The sequence below is a fragment of the Streptomyces sp. P9-2B-2 genome (assembly GCF_030406865.1).
In the GTDB taxonomy this organism is placed as follows: domain Bacteria; phylum Actinomycetota; class Actinomycetes; order Streptomycetales; family Streptomycetaceae; genus Streptomyces; species Streptomyces platensis.
Map to the genome: position 1 here is coordinate 5,104,086 of NZ_CP129126.1, position 21,797 is coordinate 5,125,882.

Genomic DNA, 21,797 nt, shown 5'->3' on the forward strand with positions numbered 1-21,797 from the left:
GGGGTTTTCCTTGTACGGCGGGGGCGCGCAGGCGGTCGTATGCCGCCCGAGCTGCGGCCACTGCTTCCGCGCCGATGTGTTTTGCCTGCGGCACCCGGCTTCCAAGACTATGGCCGCATGGCCTCGTTGAAGCAGTTTGAGCCCGCGTCCGGCACCCGCGATTTCCTCGCCGCCGAGCATGAGAGGCGGGAACGCGCGTTCGCGACAATCCGGGAAGTGTTCGGCCGCTACGGCTTTCAGCCCCTCCAGACGCCGGCGTTCGAGCGGCTGGACGTCCTCACCGGCAAGTACGGTGACGAGGGCGACAAGCTGATCTTCAAGATCCTCCGCCGCGGTGAGCATGAGGCGACCGGCGAGGCTGATCTTGCTCTCCGCTACGACCTCACGGTGCCCCTGGCTCGCGCGGCGGCGGCCTACGGCAGCCAGCTCCCCTCCCCGTACAAGCGGTACGCCATCGCTCCGGTGTGGCGCGCCGACCGGCCGGGCAAGGGACGCTTCCGCGAGTTCGTGCAGTGCGACCTGGACATCGTCGGCTCCTCCTCCCCGCTGTCCGACGCCGAAGTCGTCCTCGCCCTGCACGACGCACTGGATGCGCTCGGGGTGCCGGAGTTCCGGTTCCTGGTGAACTCCCGGCATGTGCTGTTCGGTCTGCTGGAGGCATACAAGGTCCCCGAGCACCTCGGCTCCGGTGTGCTGATCACGCTCGACAAGCTCGACAAGCTCTCGCCGGAGGCCGTCGTCGCCGAGCTGGTGTCCAACCGTGGGCTGTCGTCCGAGGTGGCGCAGGGCCTGGTGGATGACCTCACCTCGTCGGATGCGGTCGAGCGGATCCGGGGGGAGCTGAAGTCCAGCGAGATGGGTCAGGCGGGCCTGTCGGAGGTGGACCGGCTGTTGGAGTTGACGAAGGACGCGATCCCCGCTGAGCGAATCGGGTTCACGCCTAACCTGGTGCGGGGCTTGGACTACTACACGGGGATCATCTTCGAGGTCGTGGCACCGGGCATGCCGGGCTCGATCGCCTCGGGTGGCCGGTATGACGGGCTCATCGGTCGGCTCGGGGGTAAGGACTCGCCCGCCTGTGGCGGTTCGCTGGGCATCGAGCGCATCCTGCCGCTGCTGAATCAGGCCGACCAGGACAGCTACTCGCAGATTGACGTGGCCGTCACGGTCATGGGCGAGGACCAGTCTGCGGACAGCTTCCGGCTGGCGGCTGAAATCCGCCGCGCCGGGGTTCGAACGGGTGTCTATCTCGGATCCAGTGGGAAGTTCGCCAAGCAGATGAAGTGGGCCGGCGACCAGGGGGCCCGCTTCTGCGTGATCTACGGCAAGGCCGAGCGAGACGCCGGTACGGTCACGCTGCGGGACATGGACAGCGGCGAGCAAGTCCAGGTCCCGCTCGATCAGGCTGTCGCGGAACTCGCGCGGCGGTGCGCACCATCCAGTTGACGCGTAGCGAGCCCTGCCTGCTGCCGACTTTCGAGGAGGAGCGGATGGGAACGCAAGGCGATCGGATCTTCGAGGTTACGGCTGAGCGCGGGTTTCCGGACCCGTGGCTCAGCTTCGGAGACTCACTGTGTGACGAGGCGGCTCTCAGCACGGAGTTGACCCGGGCGATCAGCAAGGCCCGCAAGGAACCCACGGGCGAGGCGCGCACCGAGGCCGCCCGGGTCTTTCAGGCGAAGAAGGCGAACCTGCGCCGCTGCGCCGGGATCCTCGACCAGGTGCTCGGCGACTACGACGCCCAGGGCATGTGGACCGTCCTGGACGAGCGGGCCGGCAGGCTCGACGTCGAGGACGTACTGGAGACCTGGGGACGCACCCAGGCGCTGCATCCATTCCCCGTCGTGCTCAAGAGCCTGGAGTTCAACTGGGGCTACATGAAGGAGCACGGCGTCCGGGCGTTCTACGAGATGACCCGCGGCTACGTCTCGCGGCTCCAGGAGAACACCGAACGCTGGCATGACGCCTGGCGGGGCGAGGAAGCGGTCCGGCGCATCGTCGGACTCCGCCCGGACGTCGCGCCCGGGCCGCCGTCTTTCGGCCCGGCTGATGTCGCACCTCGATGCGTAGTAGCAGCGGGGCGATGTCAGACCAGGCGATCCCGTCGCAGCGGGCGGTCGGCCCGGCGCCCTCGCCTGGTTCCGCCGTCGGGGCACCCCCGAAGTATCTCTTCTCCACCGCACCGCAGCCGATGCGGTACCTGGCCCGCACGGATCGGCCTCTGCCGACTGCCGCTCCTTGCCACGGGCGTCGGCGCGCTGCTGCTCTCCGTCGCTGGCCCTTCCTGGCAACCCCCAGGTACCGACAGGCCGGAACGCAGATCAACTGGGCTGCGATGCTGCCAAGCCACTTGGCTACCCCTCGGCACTGGTGACCGAGCGGCCCCATGACAACGGCCCCCGCCACTTGGCGAGGGCCGGTTACTCAGCGTCTGCTGCGGGTTCAGGCGGGGAACTCCCCACCCTTGACGGCAGCGACGAACGACGACCAGCCGTTCGCGGAGAAGGTGAGCGCCGGGCCGTTGGGGTCCTTGCTGTCGCGGACGGGGACAGCGCCGGTGCCAGTGGCGGCAACCTCGATGCAGTCGCCGCCGTTGCTGCTGTAGGAGGACTTGAACCAGCGGGGGGATTCGGTCGTCACGGGATGCCCTTTCGCAGCTGCTCGATCACGGCCACAGACGTCGCCTGCGCCAACGCTTCGGCCTGCAACTGATGGTATGCCGTCACCATGGGCAGCACGGCGGTGGCTTCGCGCTCCAGATGCCCCCGTGCCTGTGACTCGGCATACGCGACCACGGACCTGTCAGCCAGAGTGAGGAGGTTCACCGGCAGGTTGAACGCCCGCCTTGCTCCTATGTCGAAGGGCGCCACTTGCACTACCCAGTTGGGGAGGGAAGCGATTTCGACCAGTCGCCGGAGCTGACCTTCCATGACCTCGGCACCACCGATCTCGTGACGGAGACAGCTCTCATCCATCACCACCAGCACCATGGGAGGCCGGGACCGCACCAGCGCGGCTTGCCTCTCCGCGAGGAAGGAGACCCGCTCTTCGGCTTGTTCGGGCGTGATGGCCCCACGCTGCACATCGCCCTCCGCCACCGTCCGCGCGTACTCCGGTGTCTGCAACAAGCCGGGGATCAGCCCGATCTGAAACAGCCGGATCTCTACCGCCCGGCCCTCGTACCCGACGTACTCGGGGAACCCCTCCAACAGGCTGCCGTGCTTGATCTCGCGGTACTCACGCTCGAACGAGTCCGCTGTGCCCTCAAGGCCGAAGACACGGTCCACGCTACGCGAGAACCGGAGAGTTGGAGGTTTCCGACCGTTTTCGACGGCCGAAACATGCACGCTCGAATATTCCGCGCGTTCGGCCAGGTCCTCTTGAGTCCAGTCGCGCGCCTCTCGCAGGCTACGTAAACGCGCTCCGTAGGCCGCCTGAGGGGAAGCGTCCGGGTTCAACTCGTTGCGATTCAAAGGCCCTTCACTGTCCTTCCGTCCGCAAGTGACACGTTGAATGGTCCCTGACTGTAGGCCACGCTGAGGACTCCTGGTAGTGGAATCACTACGGAGAGGAGTGGTCGTGTCCGGCAGTCTGACCCCACCGGTACAGCTCGGCGAACCCCGGCCCGCCCCGAAGCCTGCGGCAGAGTGCGACATCTGCCAGGCGCTGGTAAACGAGCGGCAGTTGGCAGAGGCACGGGGCGACAAGAGCAAGGTTGTTGACCTGAACATCGAACTCAGGAACCACCCCAAGCACGAGGGGCAGTGACCCCCGCCCCGGCGTCCAAAACCCTGGACAGGTGAGCGCCGGGACGGGTGACCAACCGCAGAGGAAATCCTCCGCGGCCTACGGGCCATGCCCCCGACGGTACGGCGGCATGGCCCCTTGCGAAAGAGGAGGCTGGTAGATGAGTGCCTTAGCTGTCGAGACGTATGAGACGCGCACGCCCGACGCCGAAGGCTGGCGCGGAGTCCCGTTCCGGCACCCCGCGGACATGGAGGCGGACGGCGGCAAGCACGACGGCGGGCCCATGCCCCCGGAGGCACCCCGCGAGCCGCAGCCGCAGGGCGGGGACGGCAAGTAATCCCCGTGTGGACGGGCCGTCGCCGGTGTCAGGCCGGCGACGGCCCCGCGCGGCCGGGTCAGGTCCGGGACCGGTACTTCCACACCGACAGCGGCAGGAACACCGCGATCAGCCCGGCGATCCACAGCAGGGCGCCCTGGGCGGAGGCCGCGACGGGGCCGCCGATCATCAGGTTGCGGGACGCGTCGACGACCAGGGTCATCGGGTTGTGCTCGACGAAGACCCGCAGCCAGCCGGGCATGGTGTCGGGTGCGACGAACACCGAACTGCCGAACTGGAGCGGCAGCATGGCGATGGTGCTCACGCTCTGCACCGTGTCGATGCTCCGGGCGGCCAGGCCGATGAAGGCGTTCACCCAGCACAGCGCGATCCCGTACAGCAGCAGGAGACCGAAGGCGGCGACGGTGGGCAGCAGGCCGTTGTCCGCGCGGAAGCCGATGAGCAGGGCGAACGCGAACACCGCGAGCTGGCTGATCAGCAGCCGGACCGAATCCGCCGAGACCCGGCCGATGAGGACGGCGGAGCGGGCGACGGGCATCGACCGGTAGCGGTCCATCACCCCGGAGGAGAAATCGGTGTTGAGCGCGATGCCCGCGGTGCGGGAGACGATGGTGTGGTTCAGGGCCATGATTCCCGGCATCAGATACTGCCGGTAGTCCGCGCTGTTCCCGGCGATCGCGCCGCCGAAGGCGTAGATGAAGATGACGGACAGCACCACCGGCATCAGCGCGGTGTCCAGCACCTGCCCCGGACTGGCCAGCGACTTGCGCAGATTGCGGCGCGACAGCGCCAGCGAGTGACGTACCAGTGAACTCATGCCGCGCTCCTAGCGGCGACGGGTTCCCTGGCCGCGGGTCCGGTGAGCTTGAGGAAGACCTCGTCAAGGCTCGGAATATGGGTGTCCAGTGAGGCGAGCGGGATATCCGCCTCGCCGAGGGTCCTGACCACCGCGGTGAGCTGACTGCCCCCGCCGGTCAGCGGCAGCTGGAGCCGCCCCTCGTCCGCCATGACGGCGGCCTCGGTGTGGCCCGCGGCCACCAGGACCTGGCAGATCCGCGCCAGGTCGCCGGGCTCCTCGGGCTGGATGCGGAGCATCTGGCCGCCCAGGCGCGCGCGCAGTTCGGCGGTGGAGCCGGAGGCGATGACCCGGCCGCTGTCGATCACCACCAGGGCGTCGGCGAGCGCCTCCGCCTCCTCCATGTACTGGGTGGTGAGCAGCACGGTGGTGCCCTGCCCGGCGAGCCGGTTCACCTCCGCCCAGAGGCTGTTGCGGCTGTGCGGATCGAGGCCCGTGGTCGGTTCGTCGAGGACCAGCACGCGGGGGTCGCCGGTGAGGCTGGCCGCCAGGTCGAGCCGTCGGCGCATCCCGCCCGAGTAGCCGCCGACGGGCCGTTTGCCGGCCTCGGTCAGGCTGAACCGCTCCAGCATCTCGTCGGCGCGGGCGCGGGCCTTGCGCCCGCGCAGGTTGAACAGCCGGGCGATGAGATAGAGGTTCTCCCAGCCCGAGATGTCCTCGTCCACCGAGGCGTACTGGCCGGTGAGTCCGATCAGCGGGCGCACCCGGGCGGCCTCGCGCACGACATCGTGCCCGTGCACCAGGATGCGCCCGCTGTCCGGCCGGATGAGCGTGGCGACCATGCGCACCAGCGTGGTCTTGCCGGCGCCGTTGGGGCCCAGCAGCCCGAGCACCCGGCCGGCCGGAACCTCCAGGCTGACCCCCCGGATCGCGGCCGTACTGCCGAAGTTCTTCGCCAGATTCTCGATCCGGATGGCAGGGGTCATGGGCTCCAGGTCCTTTCAGGAGTTGCGGTACGGAGGCTGTCAGTCAAGGACGTAACCGTCTCCGGACCGGGACCCGCGGGAGCGGCGCAGATCGGTGAGGACGAAGGTGCGCTGCAGCCAGCGGTCCCGGCCGTCGTAGCGCGGCTGGAAGGCGCTGCGCCCATGGGTGGTGACCCGGTTGTCGACGATCGCCAGATCGCCGGGGGCCAGCACCGTGCTCTGCCCGGTCCGCTCGAAGGCGTCCCCGAGCTCGTCCATCGCCCGGCGGGCCCGGTCGGTGACCGGCTCGGTGGCCGCGAAGTCGATCCGCAGATCCGGGTCCTCGGGCGCCCCGAAGATCACCGGGTGCGGTGCGGTGCCGCCGTCGGAGCCGCCGAAGGACGGCGGGGGAGCGGTGACGAACTCCGGGGCGGCCAGCGCCGCCCGGGTCTCCTCGCTCAGCAGCGGCATCGCCGCACGGATACCGGCGGTGCGCAGCGCGGCGACCTTCTCGTGGTCGGCGCGCAGGCACAGCAGCATGACGAAGTCGGGGCGGTGCGGATGGAAGGCGTTCTCATTGTGGAAGGTCAGCAGGACCGAGCCCGCGTTCCCCTGGAACTCCTCCTTGCCCGGCACCGGCACCACGTCCTGCACCAGGGCGCCGGTCTTCTCCGGCCGGAAGGCGGCCGGATCGCCGAGACCGCAGGCCACCATCGTCAGCATCGCGGCGCTCACCGAGCCCGTCCGCTGTACGGAACCGGCGCCGGACGGTGTGTCCGGCAGCGCCGCCTCGTCCACCGGCAGACCGCGCAGCAGCAGCACGCCGCTGCGCCCGGAGTCGCGGCGGAACCCGTGCAGCGGCCGGCGCAGCCCGAGCGGCAGCTCCGACCAGCCGGTGCGCGCGGCATCGACCCAGCCGGCGCTGTCCACCAGGGCGGCACCGGAGGCCATCACCCCGCGGGCGGCCTGCTCCGCCGCCACGGATTCGTCCGGGGTCAGCGACGCGACCCGCGCCGCCGCCCCGGTATCGAGTGTCACGGTCATCAGGACGCCGCCTTCTGGGGGTCGGCGCCCTCCATCGCACGGACGAGGCTCAGCGGACGCATATCCGTCCACTGCGCGGCGATGTACTCCAGGGCCTCGGCGCGGCCGGTCTCCGGCAGGGCGGCCTTCCAGCCGTCCGGGACCTCGGCGAACGCCGGCCAGAGGGAGTACTGGCCCTCGTCGTTGACCAGCGCCAGGTAGCGGCCCTCGGTGTCCTCGAACGGGTTGGTCATCGTATTGCCTCTCTCGTCTCATGGCTGGGGTGCGCGGGCCCGAGCGTGTCCTCGCCGTAGACGCCCTGCACCCAGTTGGTGTGGTAAACGGTGTCGAGATAGCGCTCGCCCATATCGGGCGAGATGGCGACCGAGGAGAGCCCCGCCGGCCGGCCGCGCTCCGCCAGCCACCGGTCGGCGCCGCTGACGACCGTCCCGGTGGAGCCGCCGAACAGAAAGCCGCGCCCGGCCAGCCGGTGGCACATGCGCACGGTGTCCGGCTCCGGGACGAGCACCACATCGTCGATGAAGTCCTCGTCCAGCAGCGCCGGACGGACCCCGGAGCCCAGGCCCGGGATCATCCGGGGGGACGGCGGGTGGCCGAAGGCGACCGAGCCGACACTGTCGACGGCCACGATGCGGACCCCGGGCCGGTGCTCCTTGAACCAGCGGGCACAGCCCATCAGCGTCCCGGTGGTCCCCGCCCCGACGAAGAGCACATCCAGCCCGGGGTGACTGCGGTGGATGCCGGGGGCCGTGTACCGGTAATGCGCCCGCCAGTTGGCGGGGTTGACGTACTGGTTGAGCCAGACGTACCGCGCGTCCTCCTCGCACAGCTTGCGTACGTAGGCGATCCGCGCCCCGAGGAAGCCCCCCTCGGGCGCGGGCTCCGCGATCGTGTGGACGGTGGCGCCGAGAGCCTCCATCAGCCGCTTGGAGGCCAGATTGCACCGGGAGTCGGTGACGCAGACGAAGCGGTAGCCCTTGCTGGCCGCGATGACGCTCAGCGCGACGCCCAGATTGCCGGACGAGGATTCCACCAGGACGGAACCGGGGGACAGCCGCCCGGCCTCCTCTGCGGCCTCGACCATTTCCAGCGCGGCCTTCTGCTTCACCGACCCGGTGAAGTTGAAGCCCTCGCACTTGAGGTGGAGTGGGATACCGAGTACGGCGTCGAGATCGACGTACAGGTCTTCCTCGTTGAACTCCTGCGGAGTCGAGATAGTCGGCACGGGTGCCTCCCGCCCTAGCCGTAACGGCGCATCTCGTGAAAGAAATCGTCGACGACCTGCAACTCGCCGGATTCCTTCACGGATTCGTAGACATGCCTGCCGAGTGCCAGATCCAGCACCCCCAGGCCGAACGGGGAGAAGATCACCGGCCGGTCGGCCGGCGGCTGCGCCTTCCCCGTGAGGACGTCGTACAGCGTGCCGTCGAGGAAGTCCCGGTGGCCCAGCAGCTGTTCGGCCAGGTGCACCGAGGTGTCCGCCTTCAGGCAGTGCTCCACGTCGTCCACGAAGTTGGCCGCGCCGAGCACCACCTCGGGCGACAGATCGCGCAGCGAGACATGCAGCACCAGCGGGTTGTGCGCGAACCACCCGGGCTCGGCGACATGCGGGGTGCCGGCGACCGTGGCGAAGACCACCAGGTCGCAGGAGCGGATCAGCTCCTCGGCGGAGCCGTGCACGGTGACCGTGCCGGACTCGCCGGACTGGCGGAGGTAGTCGGCGAAACCGCCCGCGTGCTCCGCGGACAGGTCGTGCACCCCGATCTCGTCGAACTCCCAGCCGGTGCACGCCAGATAGGTGTGGATGTAGCGGGCGATCAGCCCGACACCGAAGAACCCGATCCGGGCCGGCCGGGTGCCGCGCGCGGCGGAGATCCGGTCGGCGGCCAGCGCCGCGGAGGCCGCGGTGCGCGCCGCGCTGATGATGGAGCTCTCCAGGCACGCCAGCGGGTAGCCGGTGTCATGGTCGTTGAGGATCAGCACCGCCGAGGCGCGCGGGATGCCGGCCCCGACGTTCTCCGGGAAGCTGGAGATCCACTTCAGGCCGTCGGTGGGCCGCTCGCCGCCGATCGAGGCGGGCAGCGCGATGATCCGGGAGGACGGGCGGTCGGGGAAGCGGAGGAAGTACGACGGCGGGTTCACCGTCTCGCCTCCGCCGTGCAGCCGGTAGGCCGTCTCGATCAGGTCGACGACGCCCTGGTGGTGCGCGTCGAGGACCCGGTGCACCTGGGCTCCGGAGATGACGGAGAACGAAGGCGCAGCGTGCTGCTGGGGCATGTGAAGCTCCGTGGAACCGTAGAGGAGAGGAAGCAGGGCCGGTCGTCCGGACCGGCCCGGCCTGTCAGGTGGCGGACGGCAGGACGTGTCCGTCGAGGCGCACCGGGTCGCCGAAGAGCGCCACGATCTCGCGGTCGCCCTCGTACGCCTCGCGGCTGTGCGCCATCCGCAGGTTGTCGACCACGAGCAGGTCACCGGCCTGCCACGGCTCCCGTACGGTCGCCGCCGTGTACACCTCGTTGATGGTCTCGACGACCTGTGCCGGGACCGGCTCGCCGTCGCCGTGGAAGGTGGTGAACGGCAAGGAGTCCGGCCCGTACAGGGACACCAGGTACTCGCGCACCGCCGGGTCCATGGTCAGCTCGTTGAGGAAGGCGATCTGGTTGAACCAGAGCCGCTCGCCGGTGGCGGGGTGGTGCACCACCGCCGCGCGGTGCTGCACGGTGCGCAGCGAGCCGTCCGGCAGCCACTCGTGCTCCAGGGCGTGCGCCCGGCAGTACGCGTCGACCTGCGCGGCGTCCTCGGTGCCGAAGGACGCGGTCCAGCTGACGCCGATGTCACGGTAGTTGCGGGCCAGCCGCCAGCCCTCGCGGGCGAAGCGCTCCACCAGGCCGGCGGGCAGCGCCGCCAGCACCGTCCGGGCGTCGGCCACCGCGGTCGCGCCGCCGGAGCGGGGCGCCGTCAGACAGCCGAACAGCGCGATGCCGGGCACCTCGTCGCCGTAACTCCGCTCGTGGTGCATGCACATCGGCTCATCGGCCGGCCACTCCGAGGCGCCGTACACGCCGTCGCCGAAGTCGGTCCGGCCGGTGAAGCCCTCCCGCTCGGTCATCGGGGTCACCCCGAGCGCCCGTGCGGCCCGGCCCAGATCGGCGGGGGCCGCCAGACCCAGTCCCCGGACGAGCAGGGCGCCGTGCCGGGCGAGCAGACCGCGGACGGTCTCCGCGGGGAGGTCCGGACCGGTGAGACGGAGGACCGGGGTCCGGCCCTCGCCGAGGAGCAACTCGGCGCCGTCGCTGAGGGTTTCGTGGACGGCCGGGCCGTCATACGTGGCTGTCAACTGGCTGCCTTCCTGGATTCGGAGCCTCGGCGGCCCGGCGGTCGAGCAACGCCGCACAGTCCGCGAGAACCGGGTGCTGCTGGAGTTCGGCGGGCGTCACCACGCGGTCCAGCGCGATCGCCAGCCGCAGCATGGACAGCGACGTCCCGCCGCTGTCGAAGAAATGGGAGTCCCGGCCGAGCCGGGCGGCCGGCACCTTCAGGACCTGGGACCACAGCTCGGCGAGCCGCCGTTCGGTGCCGGTGCGCAGCTCCACGCCGCCGTCCGCGGCCTCCTCCTGCCCGGCGAGCCGGGTCAGCGCCTTGCGGTCGATCTTGCCGTTGGCGGTGAGCGGCAGTACGTCGAGCCGGCGGAACCGGCTGGGGATCATGTAGCCGGGCAGTGCCGCACCGAGCGCCGCCACGAGCCGTTCGTCGGACAGCTCCGCACCGCTGTGGAAGGCCACCAGCTGCCGGCTCTCGCCCTCGCCCGTGACGACCACGGCGCTGTCGCGCACCCCGTCGACCCGGAGCAGCTGGTTCTCCACCTCGCCGATCTCGATCCGGAAGCCGCGGATCTTGACCTGGGCGTCCCGGCGGCCGAGGAATTCCAGCCGTCCGTCCGGCAGCCAGCGGCCGAAGTCGCCGGAGCGGTACATCCGTTCACCGGGCAGCAGCGGATCGGGCATGAAGGCGGCCCGGGTGCGCTCCTCGTCGTTGACGTACCCCCGCCCGACGCAGACGCCGGAGAACAGGATCTCGCCCGGGGAGCCGAGCGGCACCGGACGCAGCCGTTCGTCGACGATATGGATCCGCACATTGGCGACCGGCCGGCCCAGCGGCACCGAGGCCTGGTCGGGCACCTGGCGCATCACCTCGTGGTTGGTGTCGTCGGACGTCTCGGTCAGGCCGTACGCGTTGACCAGCGCGACGCCGGGGAACGTGGCGAACCAGCGCTCCACCAGCTCCTTCTTGAGCGCCTCGCCGGTCGCCGAGACATGGCGCAGCCGGGGCAGCGCGCGGGGGCTGCGCTCCAGCTCCGTCAGCACCACTTCGAGGTAGGACGGCACGGCCTGGAGCACCTCGACACCGCCGGTGGCGAGGGTCTCGATGAAGCGTGCCGTGTCCAGGATGTCCGGCTGCCCGATGATCAGGGTGCGCCCGCCGACGGCGAGTGCGGCCACCAGCTGCCACAGGGAGATGTCGAAGCACTGCGGCGCGGTCTGGGCGACCACCCGGCCCTCGGTGATCTCCAAGTCGTCGATCTTGGCGAGCAGATGGTTGAGGAAGCCCGCGTGCTCACACACGGCGCCCTTGGGCGCCCCGGTCGAGCCCGAGGTGAAGTAGATGTACGCGCTCTGCCCGGCAGCCACCGGTATACCGGGGTCGGTGACCGGATGGTCCCCGGCGAGCAGCTCCGCCAGATGGTCCGCGCGGACGCCGGGCAGCCCGGCCAGCGCCTCGGTCAGGCCCGCGGACACGTCCCGCTCGGTCAGCACCCGGCGGCAGTCGGCGCGCACCAGCATGCCGCCGATCCGGTCGGCCGGGAAGTGCGGCTCCACCGGCAGATAGACGCCGCCGGCCTTGAACACGGCCAGCACGGCGACCAGCCACGGCAGCGTGCGTTCGGTGACCACCGCGACGACGTCCTCGTCGCGCAGGCCGCCTTCGCGCAGCGCGTGGGCGACGCGGTTGGCGCGCTCGTTGAGCTCCCGGTAGCTCCAGGACTCGGTGCCGTGGACGGCGGCGAGGTCGTCGGGCCGCAACCGCACCTGGTCCTCGAACAGTTCATGCACCCGGCGGTCGGGCAGCTCCCGCCGCGGGCCCGCGAACTCGGCCAGCTGCTGGGCGATCTCCCGCTCCGGCACCGGGCTCCACGCCTGGTGGTCCGCCTCGGGCCGCTCGGCCAGCTCATGCAGCGCGGCGAGCAGATAGCCCGCGAACCGGCCGGCCTGCGCGCTGTCCAGTGCGCCGGGGCGGTGGCTGAGCACCAGGTCCAGCCGGTCGCCGGTCCGGGAGAGGCCGGCGGCGAGCACGGTGCCGGTGGTCAGGTCCTCGGGTCCGGCCGCCCGGCCGCCGACCAGGACGGTGTCGAACAGCGGCTCCGTGCGGCCCGTTTCGGTGCGCAGCTCGTCGAGCACCCGCGGGGAGTGCCGCCGCACCTCGGCCGCCCACTGTGCGGCCTCGGTGGCGAGTTCCGCCCACGAGCCGCCGGAAAGCGCGGCCCAGAGCGGCAACGGGCCTTTCTCCGCAGCTTTCTCCGGAGCATTCTGCGCGTCTTTTCCGGGCAGATATCCGGTCACCACGGAGGAATCGCCCGTGACCGCCGCCAGCACCCGCACAAAGGCGGCCAGCAGCAGAGCGTCGGGGGAAAATCCCTGCCGTTCCGACCGGAGAAGCAAAGCCTCCGCGGTGCCGGCGGGTAGCGCGGTGCGGCATACGGCAGCGGAATCCGCCGTATTCCCCGGCCACCGGGGCAAGGGGGTGTATCCGCCGCCGAGAACTCTTTGCCAGAATGCGCGGTCCGCAGCCGTCACCGCAACCTCCCTTGTGGCCATGCCGGTTGTCATGGCTCGGTACTGTCCATGAGCGAACAAGACGCTAGGTCGGCGGCTTATTGGCCAGATATCGTGCCGCCGACCGCGGGCGATATTCCGAAGGGCGCGGGCCGGGAAAGGGCGACCGGCCGCGAAAACGCCCGCGTCAGGCGTCCGCCCGGACCGGCGCACCCTGGAGAGCGGGCACGGCCGGGCCGTCGGATTCCCCGGCCGGGCCGCTGGTCTCCCCGGGCGGGGGCTCCGGCGGTTTGGTGCCCAGCAGCTTGAGCAGCGGGCCGGTCATCGCGGTGGTGCCGACCGCCATCAGGACCAGCACCGTCAGGCCCGTCGTGCTGATCAGATGGCGCTGCCAGCCGATGCCGGCGACCACCAGCTCGGTGACGCCACGGCAGTTCATCAGCGCACCGAAGCGCAGCGCTTCCTTCGGCCGGTAGCCCATCATCCGGGCCGCGCCTCCGGCACCCACGAGCTTCGTCAGGGTCGCCACGACGATGACGCCGGCGAGAACCAGCCAGTGCCACGGGTCCCGCCCCAGGGCCCCGACCGAGACATTGAGCCCCACACCGGCGAAGAACAGCGGCAGCAGCACGGTCAGCGTGAAGCCCTGGAGCTGCTGGTTCATCCGCTCGGTGACCTTGGAGTCACGCGGGATCGCCGTACCGAACAGGAACGCCCCGATGACCGCGTGCAGCCCCAGCAGATGCGTCAGCACGGCATAGCTGATGGCGCCGACCAGCAGCAGCGGCAGCAGCGTCCCCGTGCCGGGCCGTTCCTCAGCGCGGCGCACCGCGGTCGCCAGCAGCGGACGCACCACCAGCGCGGTGAACACCACCAGGGCCACCACCAGCGCGATCGTGCTGCCCATGTCGGAGGCGTCACCGGAGCCGGTCGCCGCGAGGATCACGGTCAGCGCGAGCCAGGCGATACCGTCGCCCACCGCCGCACTGGCCAGCGCGAACTGGCCGATGGGGGTGCGGTCCAGCCGCAGGTCGGTGAGGATCCTGGCGAGCACCGGCAGCGCGGTCACCGACAGGGCCAGCCCGAAGAAGCAGAGGTAGCCGACGGCGTGCGGGGACGAGCCCTGCAACATCTCGGGGGCCGCCGCCGCGAGCCCGAGCCCGGCCACGAACGGCAGGCCCATCGCGCCGAGCACGCTCACCCCGAGCGTCCCGACAGCCTTCCTGGGACTCTCCATGCGCAACTCGCAGCCGAGCAGGAACATGAAGACGATCAGCCCGAGCTGCGCCACCGTGTTGAGCGCGGAGACGACCTCGGGGGAGAGCAGCCAGGCCTGCCCGGACGGCCACACCCAGCCCAGCAGCGAGGGGCCGAGCAGCAGACCGCCGAGGATCTCCCCGATCACCAGGGGCTGGCCGAGCCGGCCCAGCAGCGCGCCCAGCAGATGGCTGAGCAGAATGATCACCATGACGGCGAGCAGGAACCGGGCCGTCGTGTCGACCTCGGCCGACGACCCCCCGGAGCCCAGCCGGCCCCACCACAGCCCCACGGCACCGAGCAGCAGGACGACGCCTGCGACGACCTTCAGCATGAGGTCACCGGGGCGCCGACGGGGAGCGGCGCGGCGGGGACCTCGCCGCCGGGCCAGGACGCGAAGCGCCGCGCCCCGTACAGCAGCGGCGTCCCGGCCTGCTGGGTGACACCGGTGACCGCGCCCACCACCAGGGTGTGGTCGCTGACCTCGACCAGCTTCATCACCCGGCACTCGGCGACCGCGAAGGCGTCGTCGGCCAGCCACGGCAGACCGGCGTCCGGCGAGCGCCGCCAGCCGACCTGGGCGAAGCGGTCCGCGACCCGGTGCGCGAAGACCTCACCGGCTCGCTCCCCCCGGTCGTGCAGCAGGTTCACCGCGAAGGCGCCGTACGCGCGCAGCGCGCCCAGGGTCTCGCCCCGGGTGGTCAGCCAGACCGAGAGGGTCGGCGGCGCGGTGGTCACGCTCGACAGCGAACTGCACGTCAGCCCGCGGGGCCGGTCGTCGGCCCCGTAGGTGGTGATCACCGCGACGCCGGTGGGGAAGGCGCCCATCAGCGAACGGAAGTCGTCGGCCGGCACCGGGCGGGTGGCCGTGTCCGGTGCGGACGGGGGTGGGGGAAGGCTAGCCATGGTGAGGTCGTCCTCCGGTTGGGCGCCGGTTCGTCCCGGGGCCGGCCCCGGATTCCCGGCCGCACGGGCGGGTGAAGCGCCGACGCCCGTACCCGCCGGGGGGCTGGGGGTAGGGGCGTCGGCAGCGGAAGTGAGCCCGGTGGCTCAGCTGTTGAGCGAGGCGATGTACTCGTAGCAACTGGGCAGGGCGGCGACCAGCTCGTCCGCGTCCGCCCGGAGCCGCGCGAGCTCGGCGCGCGCGTTCGTCGGGTCGATGTGCGCGAGGGAGGGGCGCGGCCGCTCCGGCTCATGGCCCAGGCCCAGCATCATCGTGATCCAGGAGTACTGCTCGAAGCCGTGGTACGGCTGGTAGATGGTGCGCTCGTCGAGCAGGTGCGAGGTGCCGATGGCGAGGCGCTCGGCGAGCCCGTCGGGCAGGGCGCGGGTCTTGGCCTCCTTCCAGTACGGGGTGTCCTCGCGCTGCGCCGCCTTGTAGTGCAGGACCAGGAACTCCTTGACCCCGTCCAGGACCTCGGCGACCCGGTTGTTGTAGTCGTCGGCCAGGGCCGGGTCCCAGTGCTCGTCCGGGAAGTTCTTCACCAGCTGCTCGATGCCGTGCTGGATGAAGAAGATGCCGGTGGACTCCAGCGGCTCGACGAAGGCACTGGACAGGCCGATGGCCACACAGTTGTTGACCCACGAGCGGCGGTTGCGCCCGATGCGCATCCGGATGTGGTTGGCCTCCAGGTCGTCCCGGCCGGGGGCGACGTGGTTCCGCAGGGTGCGCTCCGCCTCCTCCGGGGAGCAGAACTCGTCGGAGTACACATAGCCGTTGCCGTTCCGCCCGAACAGCGGGATGTTCCAGATCCAGCCGGCGTCCATCGCGGTCGCCGTGGTGTACGGGTTCATCCCGGTGGTGGCCTGGTTGTCCTGCGGGACGCGGAGCGCGACGGCGCGGTTGTTCGGCAGCACGTCCTGGAAGGACTCGAACGGCTCCTCCAGGGTCTCGTTGATCAGCATGCCCTTGAAGCCGGTGCAGTCGATGAACAGGTCGCCGGTGAGGTCACCGTGCTCACGGGTGGCGACATGGCTGATCCAGCCGCGCTCGTCGCGGCCCACGTGGGTCACGTCGTCGACGACATGGCGGACGCCGCGGTCGGTGCCGTACTTGGTCAGGAACTTCGCCAGCAGGGCCGCGTCGAAGTGGTACGCGTACGGGAACTGGGACCGCTGCTCCTCCAGCGTCGAGCGGCCCAGCGAGCCGTCGAGACCACCCGCGAACAGGGAGCCGTCGAGCAGCCGCGGCGAGCGCTTGGCCTCGCACAGCGCCGGCGTGATGAAGCAGGAACGGTCGAACGGCTCGCTGCGGTCGCCCTCCTGGAGCCACCAGTCGGCCAGCGTGTACCCGTCGGACGTCCGCAGCCGCTCGAAGGGGTGGTAGAAGTGCTGCCCCGGCTCCCGCCAGTTCTCGAACCGGATGCCCAGCTTGTACGAACCGGAGCACTCCGGCATCCATTCGCGCTCGTCCAGGCCGAGATAGTCGAAGAAATGCCGGACCGTGCTGAAGGTCGCTTCACCGACGCCTATGGTCGCGATGCGGTCGGATTCCACCAGAGTGACGTTGATGCGGTCACCGTAGGCCGCCTTGAGGTAGGACGCGCTCATCCATCCGGCAGTGCCGCCGCCGACAATGACCACTGAATTAATCACGCTGTGACTCCTGTTGTTCGTGAACGGGCCTGCGAAGGGCGGGTGGGCTGATTCACGCACAGAAGTTAGACAGGTGCATTTTTACTTCGTTATCGGGAAACGGGCGATCTATATTGGTCAACGCCGGGCCGTCATCGGCAGATTCTTCGCGCCATACATTCCACGGGCGTGATAGGCGACATCCCGGCCGTGGTCGACGCGCAGTTCACGGAAGGTGTCCAGCAGGGCATTGAGCGCCACTTCCGCCTCCAGCCGCGCCAGCGGCGCCCCCACACAGAAGTGCCCGCCGCGCCCGAAGGCGACATGCCGGTTGGGCGTCCGCCGGATATCGAAGCGGTGCGCGTCCGGGAACTGGTCCTCGTCATGATTCGCCGAAATCACCCAGGGCGTGACCATCCGGTCGGCCGGGATGAGCCGGCCGCCCACCTCGACATCGGTCACGGTGACCCGGCTGACCGTGGTGAAAGGCGAGCGGAACCGCAGCACTTCCTCGATCGCGGAGGGGATCAGTGAGCGGTCGGCGCGGAGTTCCGCATAGGCGTCCGGATGGCTGTCGAGACACTGCATGGCATTGCCGATCAGCAGTGTCGTCGTGAGGTGCCCGGTCAGAAAGAGGATTCCGGTGAATTTCACGACTTCGTCGTCGGTGAGCCGTTCCCCGTCGATCTCGGCGGTGGCCAGCCGGCTGATCAGGTCGTCCTTCGGGTCCGTCCGGCGCTGCCGGCAATGACCCAGCAGATACTCGTCCATCTCACGGGTCGCGGCCTGGAACGTGGCGACGAAGTCCTCCGGCGCGATCGGCTGGTCGCCGAGCGCGATGAACCGGTCCGCCCACACCCGGAACAGATCCCGGTCCGAGGCGGGCACCCCCAGCAGCTCACTGATGACGATCACCGGCAGCGGATACGTCAGCACGTCCACCAGGTCGAACCGCTCCGCGCCGACCTCGGCCAGCAGCTCGTTCGTCACCGCCGCGATGCGGGGTTCGAGCCCGGCCACCGTCTTCGGGGTGAAGGCCTGGTTGACCAGCCGGCGCAGCTTGCCGTGGTCCGGCGGGTCCATCGAGTTGATGTTGCCCTCGGTCAGCGGCTTCAGATGGGGCATGACCCGGCTGGAGTCGTTGGAGAACGTCTTCGGGTCGGAGATGACCTGCTGCACATCCTCGTAGCGGAAGACGTGGTAGGGCCCGTCCCCCTCCTGCCACACGGGATGCTCGGACCGCATCCGGCCGAGCCAGTCGAACAGCGTGTTGCTGCCGTCGGCATCCGGGACGGCGATCTCGTCGCGCACAGTCATGTGAACCTCTCGGTGGTGCCGGCTCGAACGGCAGCGGACGCTACGCCGCACCGTTTTCCGCGCGTTATCGGCCCGCCACACTCACCGCCGCCCCCGCGGTCACCGCCCCCACGCCCACCGCCCCCGCGGTCACCGCCCCGGCAGCGTCCGCCCCCCGCAGGTCTCCGCCGACAGCCGGCTGATGTCCGCGCTAGCCTGCAACTCCCCCCACACGGAGCCGATCTCGTGGAAGGTGTTGCGCGCGATCAGCAGATGCTGGCTCGCCCGGGTGAGCTGGTTCAGCTGCTGGCTGCACGCGCCGAGCGCCAGATGGACCTTGGCGAGGAGGAAGAGGTCGTCGACCCGCTCCGCGATCTCCAGCGCGTCCGCCAGAATGCTCTCCGCCTCGACGTACTGCCCCCAGGCCACCAGGGTCTCCCCGAGGCCCATCAGGGCGTACGCCTCACCGCGGGTGTCGCCCTTGCTGCGCACGATCCGCAGCACCCCGTCGTACGACTGCTTGGCGGCCTCGAACCGGCGCTGCTTCACATAGGCGGCGGCCAGCCGGTTGAGCGCCTGGGCCGCGCCCCGGGTCTCGCCCAGCGCGGTGGCGATCCGCACGGCCTCCAGCGAGAGCCGTACCGCCGCGTCCGGGTTCCCCCACTCCAGCTCGATCTGGGACATCTGGTTCAGGGTGTGCGCCTCGGCGGACGCGTCGCCCACCACCCGGAAGGTGTTGCGTGCCTCGTCCAGCCGGCTCATGGCCGACCGGAGACCGCCCTGCACCCGGTCGGTGATCGCCATATTGCGCAAGGTCAGCGCGCGCCCGTGTACCTCCCGCACGCTGTCGAAGAGTTGGAAGGCCCGGTTGAAGAGCGGCATGGCGGCGTCGAAGCGCTGCTGGAACATCTCCACGGAGGCGAGTTCGTAGCACATCGCCGCCTCACCGCGGATGTTCCCCGCGTTCCGGTTCGCCTCCAGCGCCTTCTCGCTGACCGCCCGCCAGTCGTCGTAGTAGTTCCGGGTCTCGAAGAGCACCACGCTGGACATCGCCAGGTCCCAGGCGAGCTCCTCCATCTGCAGCGTGCAGGACTGGAGGATCGAGGCGACCAGGGACGGGCGCTCGGCCTCGAACCAGTCGAGCGGCGACCTGAGGAGCCGGGCGACGAGCGGGGCATCGAGGTGCCGGCGCGGCGTCGACCCGTGGATGATCGCGAAATCGCCGCCGTACTCCCGGATATGACCCTGCTCCGCCAGTGTGAGATAGGTACGGAAGACCCGGTGCAGCGCGGCGCGGCGCCGGTCCTCGGACTCGTCGGACTCGGCCCGCTCCCGGGCGTAGAGCCGCAGCAGATCGTGGAAGCGGTAGCGCATGGTGCCGGTGGCGTCGCTGCCGACCGGAGCGAGCAGATGGGCGTCCACCAGCCGCTCGATCATGTCCTCGGCCTCGGCCGGCGAGACATCGAGGAGCGCGCCGCCGACCCACGCCGGGAAGTCCGGTACGTCCAGCAGCCCCAGCAGGCGGTACATCCTCGCCGTCTGCTCGGTCAGCCCGCGGTAGCTGAGGGCGAAGCTCGCCCGCACCTCCAGGCCGCCGGTGCTGAGTTCATCGAGCCGGCGGTGCTCGTCACGGAGCCGGTCCACCAGGTGCTGTACGGACCAGTGCTGTTTGGCGACCAGACGGGCGGCCGCGATCCGCAGGGCGAGCGGAAGCCCGTCGCACAGCCGGCAGAGCTCGTTGACCGCGGCCTTCTCCGCGGTGGCCCGGTCCTCACCGGCGATTTTGGTGATCAGGGTCTGGGACTCGTACGAGGTCATCAGCCCCAGATCGACCCGGACCGTGCCGGAATCGGCGGCGAGCTGTTCCCGGCTGGCGGCGAGGACACAGCTGCGGCCGCTGCCCGGAAGCAGCGGCGTGATCTGGTGCATCGCACGCACGTTGTCCAGCACGAGGAGCGATTTCCGGTCGGCGAGCACACTGCGGTAGAGCGAGGCGAGTTCGGCGGGGTCGGACGGTATCTGGTCCCCGGGCACACCGAGCGCCCGGAGGAAACGCCCCTGTAGGGCGGCCGCGACGAAGGCCGGCTCCCGGCCGTCGTACTGCGCCAGATCGGCGTACAGCTGACCGTCCGGGAACTCCGCGGCGACCTTGTGGGCCCAGTGCACGATGAGGCCGGTCTTGCCGACGCCGGCCACTCCGGTGATCAGGCCGATACGCGGGGACTTCTCCCCGAGCAGCCGGTCGAGCCGGGTGAGTTCCGCCGCCCGGCCCTGGAAGAGATCCACGTCCGGCGGCAGCTGCGCGGGCACCACCATCGGCTTGACCTGCACCGGAAGGGTCAGACCCGGGTCGTCCTGAAGAATGGACGCGTGCAATTCCTTGATGGCCACGCTCGGTTCGAGGCCCAGTTCCTCGACGAAGTTGCGCCGCCACATGCGGAAACCCTCGGTGGCCTCGGCCCGGAGACCGGCGCGGTACTGGGCGAGCATGAGGTTGTACCGGAGCTGTTCGTGCAGCGGGGAACTGTTCGCGATCGTGGTCAGCTCGGAGATGATGTCCTGGTGGTGGCCCAGCGCGAGTTCGACCTCTGACCAGGCCTCATAGGCCGCGTAGCGCCGCTCGTCGAGCCGGGTCGCCTCGTCCTCGACCGGCCGCCCCGTCACCCCCGCGAGCGCCGGCCCCTTCCACAGGTCGAGCGCCTGCCGGTACAGGACCCGGCCCTGTTCGTGACGGCCCTGCTTGACCTGCGCGGCGGCCTCGGCGACGAGGGAGGTGAACTGAAGGGCGTCGAGTTCACTCCCGGCGGTCTCCAGCCGATATCCGGGATGGGTCGTCAGAATGACATCGCTGTCGAGGCCCGTCTGTTTGAAGGACTTGCGCAGCGCCCCGATGCAAATTGCCACCTGGGTCCTGGCCGTGGCCGGAGGTTCATCGCCCCATACCGCGTCGACCAGGCTGTCGACCGATACGACGCGACCCCAGGCGAGGATCAGCATGGTGAGAATGGTGCGCTGTCGTGGACCGTGGACCCCTACGATCCGGCCACTGTCAGTGATGACCAATAGCGGTCGGAGTACGGAGTATTTGACGGCGCGAGGTATGGAACGGTCTTCTGGCATGGCTGTGTTACCCCCCGTGTAGCACGACCGCTAGGCCCGTGATCCAGCCACTATAGGGATCGTAACGCGATCACTGAGCGTGGCTCCTGCCGAGGGCCTGAGCAGAGGTCTACTCCACCACTTTTGCGGGCTTTCGCGCCGTGATTTTTGTTGCCGAACGGGGCATCGCGGCGGCGGGGCGGTGGCCGGGAACCGCCGTTGCGGAGCACCCCCGATGAGGGGAGGGTGTCCTGCGGGCGCCGGACGGGGTGACCGCCCGGAGGTGGCAGACCGGCTGCACCTCTCTTTCGGACAATCAAAACCGGTTGACAAAAGGGGCATTGGGCAGATCGATTTCCGAATCCGGCCTCGTTGTGCCGGAGTTCACCGGACCGACACCCGCACGCAGCCCCGGCCTGTCGGACTGACGGCCCCCGGCTTCCGCCCGCCGACCCGGAAAAGCCGGCCAATAACGAAGTGAAGCCGTCTCCGGATAAATTCATGCCTCATGGCATCGACGGTCGACCACCGTCCGTGCACGTTTTCACTAGGGGGAATCATGACTGCGATACTTGGCGCCACTACCCAGCGTGTCATTCTCGTGCTGGCACCGGCCCTTATCGCCTGCGCCGCCTTAGAGTTTCCCGATACCGCCCATGTCTCGCACCAGGCCGTCTCCACGCATCCCCTGGGCAACCAGGACTGGGTCTGACAGCAGGGCAGGGGGAGCCCGGGGCTCGCTCGCCGGGCCCGTCCGCGCCCCGGCCGGGGCGGCCCCGGCCCGCACCGGGTAGCCGACCCCCTACCTGAGAGCTACTGCGAAGAGCGCTCCTCAGCGTGATTCTTTTCGC

Annotated in this window: 20 protein-coding genes; 5 read left to right on the forward strand and 15 right to left on the reverse strand. The window is 70.0% G+C overall.

Annotated elements, in window-relative coordinates; genetic code table 11:
- Window positions 1-39: 39 nt before the first annotated feature.
- On the forward strand, window positions 40-1,446 hold the full coding sequence (hisS, locus tag QT196_RS22320) for a histidine--tRNA ligase (RefSeq protein ID WP_290355537.1): 1,407 nt from the start codon (window positions 40-42) through the stop codon (window positions 1,444-1,446).
- Between the two features lie 44 nt (window positions 1,447-1,490).
- Window positions 1,491-2,390: a hypothetical protein gene (locus tag QT196_RS22325; protein ID WP_290355538.1), complete on the forward strand. Its 900-nt coding sequence runs from the start codon at window positions 1,491-1,493 to the stop codon at window positions 2,388-2,390.
- Between the two features lie 52 nt (window positions 2,391-2,442).
- Here the strand turns inward: QT196_RS22325 and QT196_RS22330 are convergent, their stop codons facing one another.
- Complete coding sequence (locus tag QT196_RS22330; RefSeq protein WP_274737428.1) at window positions 2,443-2,640, reverse strand: DUF397 domain-containing protein; 198 nt, start codon at window positions 2,638-2,640, stop codon at window positions 2,443-2,445.
- On the reverse strand, window positions 2,637-3,473 hold the full coding sequence (locus QT196_RS22335) for a helix-turn-helix transcriptional regulator (protein ID WP_290355539.1): 837 nt from the start codon (window positions 3,471-3,473) through the stop codon (window positions 2,637-2,639). Before QT196_RS22335 ends, QT196_RS22330 begins: the two co-directional genes overlap by 4 nt.
- A 106-nt stretch (window positions 3,474-3,579) precedes the next feature.
- Here QT196_RS22335 and QT196_RS22340 point away from each other — a divergent pair, with 106 nt between their 5' ends.
- Together QT196_RS22340 and QT196_RS22345 are read left to right on the forward strand one after the other, a co-directional pair.
- Window positions 3,580-3,768 carry a hypothetical protein gene (locus tag QT196_RS22340; RefSeq protein ID WP_248001263.1) on the forward strand — a complete coding sequence of 63 codons (189 nt, stop codon included), beginning with the start codon at window positions 3,580-3,582 and terminating at the stop codon, window positions 3,766-3,768.
- Between the two features lie 139 nt (window positions 3,769-3,907).
- Complete coding sequence (locus tag QT196_RS22345) at window positions 3,908-4,084, forward strand: hypothetical protein (RefSeq protein WP_168480714.1); 177 nt, start codon at window positions 3,908-3,910, stop codon at window positions 4,082-4,084.
- Window positions 4,085-4,142: 58 nt separating this feature from the next.
- Here QT196_RS22345 and QT196_RS22350 read toward each other — a convergent pair whose 3' ends face one another.
- From QT196_RS22350 to QT196_RS22410, 13 genes are all read right to left on the reverse strand, one after another.
- Window positions 4,143-4,901 (reverse strand): ABC transporter permease, encoded by a 759-nt coding sequence (locus QT196_RS22350; RefSeq protein ID WP_168480715.1) that lies wholly within the window; start codon window positions 4,899-4,901, stop codon window positions 4,143-4,145.
- Entirely contained in the window at window positions 4,898-5,866 is a 969-nt protein-coding gene (locus tag QT196_RS22355) for an ATP-binding cassette domain-containing protein (protein ID WP_168480716.1), read from the reverse strand. The genes QT196_RS22350 and QT196_RS22355 overlap by 4 nt, the downstream gene beginning before the upstream one ends.
- Before the next feature lie 39 nt (window positions 5,867-5,905).
- Window positions 5,906-6,889: a clavaminate synthase family protein gene (locus QT196_RS22360; protein ID WP_290355540.1), complete on the reverse strand. Its 984-nt coding sequence runs from the start codon at window positions 6,887-6,889 to the stop codon at window positions 5,906-5,908.
- The gene (locus QT196_RS22365) at window positions 6,889-7,122 is read right to left on the reverse strand and encodes an MbtH family protein (protein WP_290355541.1); all 234 of its coding nucleotides are present in this window, start codon (window positions 7,120-7,122) and stop codon (window positions 6,889-6,891) included. The genes QT196_RS22360 and QT196_RS22365 overlap by 1 nt, the downstream gene beginning before the upstream one ends.
- The gene (gene sbnA / locus QT196_RS22370) at window positions 7,119-8,114 is read right to left on the reverse strand and encodes a 2,3-diaminopropionate biosynthesis protein SbnA (RefSeq protein WP_168480719.1); all 996 of its coding nucleotides are present in this window, start codon (window positions 8,112-8,114) and stop codon (window positions 7,119-7,121) included. Before sbnA ends, QT196_RS22365 begins: the two co-directional genes overlap by 4 nt.
- 14 nt (window positions 8,115-8,128) lie before the next feature.
- On the reverse strand, window positions 8,129-9,166 hold the full coding sequence (sbnB, locus tag QT196_RS22375) for a 2,3-diaminopropionate biosynthesis protein SbnB (protein WP_168480720.1): 1,038 nt from the start codon (window positions 9,164-9,166) through the stop codon (window positions 8,129-8,131).
- 64 nt (window positions 9,167-9,230) lie between these two features.
- On the reverse strand, window positions 9,231-10,226 hold the full coding sequence (locus tag QT196_RS22380) for a TauD/TfdA family dioxygenase (RefSeq protein WP_290355542.1): 996 nt from the start codon (window positions 10,224-10,226) through the stop codon (window positions 9,231-9,233).
- Window positions 10,210-12,606 (reverse strand): amino acid adenylation domain-containing protein, encoded by a 2,397-nt coding sequence (locus tag QT196_RS22385; protein ID WP_356948478.1) that lies wholly within the window; start codon window positions 12,604-12,606, stop codon window positions 10,210-10,212. Before QT196_RS22385 ends, QT196_RS22380 begins: the two co-directional genes overlap by 17 nt.
- A gap of 301 nt (window positions 12,607-12,907) precedes the next feature.
- The gene (locus QT196_RS22390; RefSeq protein ID WP_290355544.1) at window positions 12,908-14,311 is read right to left on the reverse strand and encodes a cation:proton antiporter; all 1,404 of its coding nucleotides are present in this window, start codon (window positions 14,309-14,311) and stop codon (window positions 12,908-12,910) included.
- Window positions 14,305-14,883 (reverse strand): flavin reductase family protein, encoded by a 579-nt coding sequence (locus tag QT196_RS22395; RefSeq protein WP_168480722.1) that lies wholly within the window; start codon window positions 14,881-14,883, stop codon window positions 14,305-14,307. Before QT196_RS22395 ends, QT196_RS22390 begins: the two co-directional genes overlap by 7 nt.
- Before the next feature lie 144 nt (window positions 14,884-15,027).
- Window positions 15,028-16,572, reverse strand: a complete 1,545-nt coding sequence (locus tag QT196_RS22400; protein WP_168480723.1) for a tryptophan halogenase family protein — start codon at window positions 16,570-16,572, stop codon at window positions 15,028-15,030.
- Window positions 16,573-16,689: 117 nt separating this feature from the next.
- Complete coding sequence (locus QT196_RS22405) at window positions 16,690-17,868, reverse strand: cytochrome P450 (RefSeq protein WP_168480724.1); 1,179 nt, start codon at window positions 17,866-17,868, stop codon at window positions 16,690-16,692.
- 129 nt (window positions 17,869-17,997) lie between these two features.
- Window positions 17,998-20,967, reverse strand: coding sequence for a BTAD domain-containing putative transcriptional regulator (locus QT196_RS22410; protein ID WP_266737849.1), 2,970 nt, complete (start codon window positions 20,965-20,967; stop codon window positions 17,998-18,000).
- Window positions 20,968-21,505: 538 nt separating this feature from the next.
- Between QT196_RS22410 and QT196_RS22415 the strand changes: the two genes are divergently transcribed.
- On the forward strand, window positions 21,506-21,658 hold the full coding sequence (locus QT196_RS22415; RefSeq protein ID WP_168480726.1) for a hypothetical protein: 153 nt from the start codon (window positions 21,506-21,508) through the stop codon (window positions 21,656-21,658).
- Window positions 21,659-21,797: the final 139 nt, after the last annotated feature.